The following is a 4,916-nucleotide window of genomic DNA, read 5'->3' as shown; positions in this document are numbered from 1 at the left end:
TGGGCTTGCCGGGGTCGGGCCAGTCCTTGCGCTCCTTCAGCATCACGAAGGTGTCGGCGATGGAGGGCGGCATCGGGTCGCTTGCGACCTCGGCGGTGCCGATCTTGGCGAACACGCGCTGCACTTCCGGCAGCCTCGCCAGCGCGGCTTCCAGCGTCCGTTGCATCTCCACCGATTGGCCCAGGCTGGTACCGGGGATGCGCAGTGCCTGCACCACCACGTCGCCTTCGTCGAGGTTGGGGATGAACTCGCTGCCCAGCCGCGTGGCCAGCAGGCCACACGACAGGGTGAGCACGGCGGCACCGGCCACGACCGCGACGCGCAGGCGCAGCGCCTCGCGCAGCAAGGGTTCGTAACGGCGCTTGCACCAGGCGATGGCGCGGTTTTCCTTCTCGTCCACCTTGCCGCCCAGGAACACGGCGACAGCCGCCGGCACGAAGGTCAGCGACAGCAGCATCGCACCGGTCAGCGCCAGCACCACGGTCACCGCCATCGGATGGAACATCTTTCCCTCGATGCCATCCAGGGCAAAGATCGGCAGGTAGACGGCGGCGATGATGCCCAGACCGAACAGGCTGGGCCGGATCACCTCGGCGGTGGCGCTGGCGGTCGCCGCGAAACGCTCTTCCCGCGTCGGCACGCGGCCCAGCGCATGCTGCAGATCGCCGAACCGGCGCAGGCAGTTCTCGATGATGATCACCGCGCCATCGACGATCAGGCCGAAGTCCAGCGCGCCCAGGCTCATCAGGTTGCCGGAGACGCCACCGCGGACCATGCCGGTGAGGGTGAACAACATCGCCAGTGGGATCACCGCCGCGGTGACCAGGGCCGCACGGATGTTTCCTAAAAGCAGAAACAGCACCACGATCACCAGCAGCGCGCCCTCGGCCAGGTTCTTCGCCACCGTTGCGATGGTGCGGTCGACCAGCGCGGTGCGGTTGTAGACCGGGGTCGCGGTCACGCCCGCGGGCAGGCTGGCGCTTGCGTCCTCCAGTTTCGCCGCGGCGGCGCGCGCGACCTCGCGGCTGTTGGCACCGACCAGCATCACCACGGTGCCGATGACGGCCTCGTGGCCGTCCTGGGTGGCGGCACCGCTGCGCAGCTCGCGGCCTTCGCCGACCTGTGCGACGTCGGCCACGCGGATCGGCACGCCTTCGCGGCGATCGAGCACGATCTGCCCGAGTTGCTGCACATTGCCAACCTGCCCCGGCACGCGCACCAGCAACTGCTCGCCATTGCGCTCGATGTAGCCCGCGCCGACGTTGCGGTTGTTGCTGGCGACCGCCGCAACCACGTCCTGCAGGGTGAACCCGAGTGCGCGCAGCTTGGCCGGATCGGGGGTGACGTGGATCTGCCGCTCGTATCCGCCGATGGTGTTGACCTCGGTCACGCCCGGCACGTTGCGCAACTGCGGCCGGATCACCCAGTCCTGCAAGGTGCGCAGGTCGGTGGGCGTGTAGGCGCTGCCATCCGGCTTGCGCGCGCCGGGCTTGGCGTCGACCGTATACATGAAGATCTCGCCCATGCCGGTGGCGATGGGCCCCATCGTGGGTTCCAGGCCTGCGGGCAATTGCGAACGCGCCTGCTGCAACCGTTCAGCCACCTGCTGGCGGGCGAAATACAGATCGGTACCATCCTTGAACGCGACCGTCACCTGCGAGAGTCCGTAGCGCGAGAGCGAGCGCGTGTAGTCCAGCCCTGGCAGGCCCACCAGCGCCGTCTCGATCGGAAACGTCACCCGCTGCTCGGATTCCAGTGGCGAATAGCCGGGCGTTTCGGTATTCACCTGCACCTGGACATTGGTGATGTCCGGCGTGGCATCGATGGGAAGCCGGGTGAAGCTCCAGCAGCCGAGCGCGAGCAGGACCACCGTGAGCGTGAGCATGATCCAGCGATGGCGAATGGCCGAGGTGATGAATGTTTCCAGCATGGCCGTGCTCCTAGTGCTCATGCTCGGCAGAGGACTTGCCGATGTCCGCCTTCACCAGGAAGCTTTGCGCGACGACGACCTGTTCGCCTGCGCTCAGGCCCGCCGTGACCTCGACGTTGTTCGCGTCGCGGCGGCCCAGGGTCACCGTGCGTTCCGCGTAGCGTTCGCCCTCGCGGACGTAGATCACGTCGCGACCGTTCTCGTCGGTCTGCAGGGCAGTCAGCGGGACCGTCAGTGCAGCATCCGCGCGATCGACCACGATCCGCGCGCGCACCGCAGCCCCGGGCCGCCACAAGCCGTCGCGGTTGTCGATGGTGGCGCGCGCCACCGTGCTCTGGCTGGCGGTGGCGGTGCCCGGCAGGATGCGCTCGAGCGTGGTTTCGGCACTGACGCCATCGCTCATCCGAGTCACCGTGACCGGGATCCCGGCGGTGATGTGGCCGGCATCGTTGCCGAAGATGTGCAGATCCACCCACAGCGTGGACAGGTCGGCGATCTCGAACAGCGGCGTGCCCTCGGTCGCCACCGCGCCCACCGACGCAGAACGCTGCAGCACGATGCCGGAAATCGGCGCGGTCACCGTGTACGTGGTCAGGCTGAGGTTGCTTTCGATGCTCGCCAGCGGCTGGCCGGCACGCACGCGGTCGCCGATGTTGGCGCGCAAGGCCCGGATCGGGCCCGGGAAACGGGCCATCGCCTGGGCAACGCGGCCCTCGACAGGGGTCAGCAGGCCCTGCACTTCGTGCTCGTCGGCGATCGTGCCCGGCCCTGCGGCAGCCACGCGGATGCCGGATCGCTGTGCCACATCTGCGGGGATGCGGGTCGCGGCCACGCCTTCCGCGTGGCCATCGTCCCGATCCGCGTCGGCGTGCGCCGCCGTCCCGGTCCGCGGTGCGGCCTGCTCGCCGCAGGCGACCATGCCGGTCATCAGCAGCAACACGATCAGGGCGCGGCATGGCGTGTTGGTCGAGGTCATGGCGTGTTTCCTTCGGCTGGCGCCGATGCGGCGATGACCAATGGCTGGCCGGTCAGGCGTTGGAGTTCGATCAGGGCGCGCTGTGCATCGAGCGCGACTTCGAGTTGCTGCCTGCGCATGGCGGTGCGTTCGGATTGCAGTTGCGCCCATTCGAGATAGCTGATCGCGCCGGCGCGATAGGCGCGCTCGGCTGCGGCTTCGGCCTTGGCCAGCTTCGGCAGCACGTCGTCGCGCAGCCGCACGACCTCGGCTTGCGCCACGCGGTAGCGGCCGTGCGCCTCGATCAGGGTCGAATACAGCGCCATGTCCTTCGATTCGCGCTCGATTTCCAGCGATGCGAGGTCGGCTTCGGCGGCGCGGATCGCCGGTTGCGCGCGGGCGGGCGCGCCCAGCGGCAGCGACAGCCCGGCGACCAAGCCGAAATCGCCGGTGGCCTGCAAGCGACGCAGGCCGACCGACCAGTCCAGATCAGCGCTGGAATCGCTCCGTGCCAGTTGCAGCCGCGCCTCGCGCACGCGGCGCTCGTCGGCGAACTGGCGCAGTTCCGGCGTGCGATCCAGCAAGGCCGCCAGCGCCTGCGCATCATCGATCTGCGGCAATGCCAACGGATCGGCGCGGGCGATGTCGAAACCCGGTGCGCGTTCGCCCCAGAGCGCGGCCAGGTATTGGCGTGCCGCGGCGTAGCGCTGCTGGGCGCGGTCGCGATCCAGTTCCGCCCGCGCCAGTGCGGCCTGCGCGGTCAGCACGACCGACTCCGGCGACGCCCCGGCCTGCAGGCGCTGGCGTGCACCGGCCACCGCACGCTTGCGCTGGGCGATGTCGAGTTCGGCGATCTCACGATGTGATTTCGCCGCCACCATCGCCAGGTAGCGTCGCGCGGTCTCGCCAAGCAGGTCGAGGCGGCGGGTTTCGCGTTCGACGGCCAGTGTGTCGATGCGGCGCTCGGCCAAGCTGCGGCGCGCGTCCAGCTTGCCGCCACGCTCGAACACCGAGGCCAGGCCCAGGGTCAGTTCGGCGCTTTGCAGCCCGCGGGCGTCACCGGAACCCAGCACATTCTCGAGTTCTGCGCTGATCCGCAGCGGCGGGCGCAGCAACGCCTGGTCGCGTTGGGCGAGCAGGGCGTGCTGGCGATGGCCGAGCAAGCGCAGGTCCGGATGTGTTTCGGCGACGCGCGCGAACGCATCGTCGAGGCTCATTGTTTGTCTCTGCTGCGCGATGCTGAAGCACGGCGCAAGCGACAGGGCGGCCATCGCCGCCAGACGCAACCACATGGGGAGTCTCCGATTCGGGAACGAAGTCAGCCGGCAGCGCCGGCAGGGCGTCAATTCGCGATCGGAGGACGGATATCAACCGGGTAGCCGCTGGTCCGGACCGCAGAGACCAGTGCCGCCACCGCGAGGCCTGGCACGGCGCGTGCTGCGACCACCACGGCATTCGCATCCGGCACAGCGGCATGCAGGCAACAGCCGCCGCAGGCGGGGTTGGCGCAGCAGACGCTGTTGCCCTGCGAGGCGTCCGTGGGATCGGCGGCGGCTGCAGCTGCAGCACCCGTGCTCTGGTCCAAGGCCACCTGCACGTCCTCGATGTCGCACACGGCAGCAAATGCCGGCGGGAGAAAAATACCCAGCATCAACACGGCCATCAGGGCGAGGCGAACGATGGCAATCGACGAGGCGCGGCGCGGCATGCGCGCACTGTACCGGCGGCTTGTGTGTTACACAATTTCAGACGCAGCCGTAAGGGGTCGCGGCGGCGAGATCAAGGCACCTCTGGATCGGCCGGAGGTTCGCACTCACGGAGTGGAGACGTCGCCAGGCCAACTTGTCCAAAGCCCCAACGATGTTTTCAAGTCGAACAGATGCGGTGGTTCGCAGTCGACGGCATGGGCCCACCAGGACTCGAACCTGGAACCAAGGGATTCGCTATTGCCGAAGGTTTCCCTCCGGAGCGGACTATCTCTTCACCCGCGACTTGCGTCGTTGGGGTGCGGGACGCTCGAGCCTGTAATCA

At 68.5% G+C, this 4,916-nt stretch carries 4 protein-coding genes; all 4 read right to left on the bottom strand.

Annotation, left to right across the window (positions count from 1 at the left end; translation table 11 throughout):
• Nucleotides 1–1,930: CusA/CzcA family heavy metal efflux RND transporter (locus IT472_RS08145; RefSeq protein WP_297180726.1), on the bottom strand; the 1,930-nt coding region annotated here is incomplete at its 3' end.
• Nucleotides 1,931–1,940: 10 nt separating this feature from the next.
• A complete protein-coding gene (locus IT472_RS08140) occupies nt 1,941–2,906 on the bottom strand; it encodes an efflux RND transporter periplasmic adaptor subunit (protein ID WP_297180724.1) in 966 nt (321 codons plus the stop codon).
• Nucleotides 2,903–4,177, bottom strand: a complete 1,275-nt coding sequence (locus IT472_RS08135) for a TolC family protein (protein ID WP_297180722.1) — start codon at nt 4,175–4,177, stop codon at nt 2,903–2,905. Before IT472_RS08135 ends, IT472_RS08140 begins: the two co-directional genes overlap by 4 nt.
• Before the next feature lie 50 nt (nt 4,178–4,227).
• The gene (locus tag IT472_RS08130; RefSeq protein WP_297180720.1) at nt 4,228–4,593 is read right to left on the bottom strand and encodes a hypothetical protein; all 366 of its coding nucleotides are present in this window, start codon (nt 4,591–4,593) and stop codon (nt 4,228–4,230) included.
• Between the last annotated feature and the right edge of the window lie 323 nt (nt 4,594–4,916).

Origin of the sequence: Thermomonas sp. (assembly GCF_020850895.1) — a bacterium.
Lineage (GTDB): Bacteria > Pseudomonadota > Gammaproteobacteria > Xanthomonadales > Xanthomonadaceae > Thermomonas.
This window is presented reverse-complemented; position numbering and strand designations above follow the sequence as displayed.

Excerpts from the sequence above, each read along its gene's own strand:
- IT472_RS08140 (WP_297180724.1), bottom strand. The coding sequence starts at position 2,906 with ATGACCTCGACCAACACGCCATGCCGCGCCCTGATCGTGTTGCTGCTG.
- IT472_RS08135 (WP_297180722.1), bottom strand. The coding sequence starts at position 4,177 with ATGTGGTTGCGTCTGGCGGCGATGGCCGCCCTGTCGCTTGCGCCGTGC.
- IT472_RS08130 (WP_297180720.1), bottom strand. The coding sequence starts at position 4,593 with ATGCCGCGCCGCGCCTCGTCGATTGCCATCGTTCGCCTCGCCCTGATG.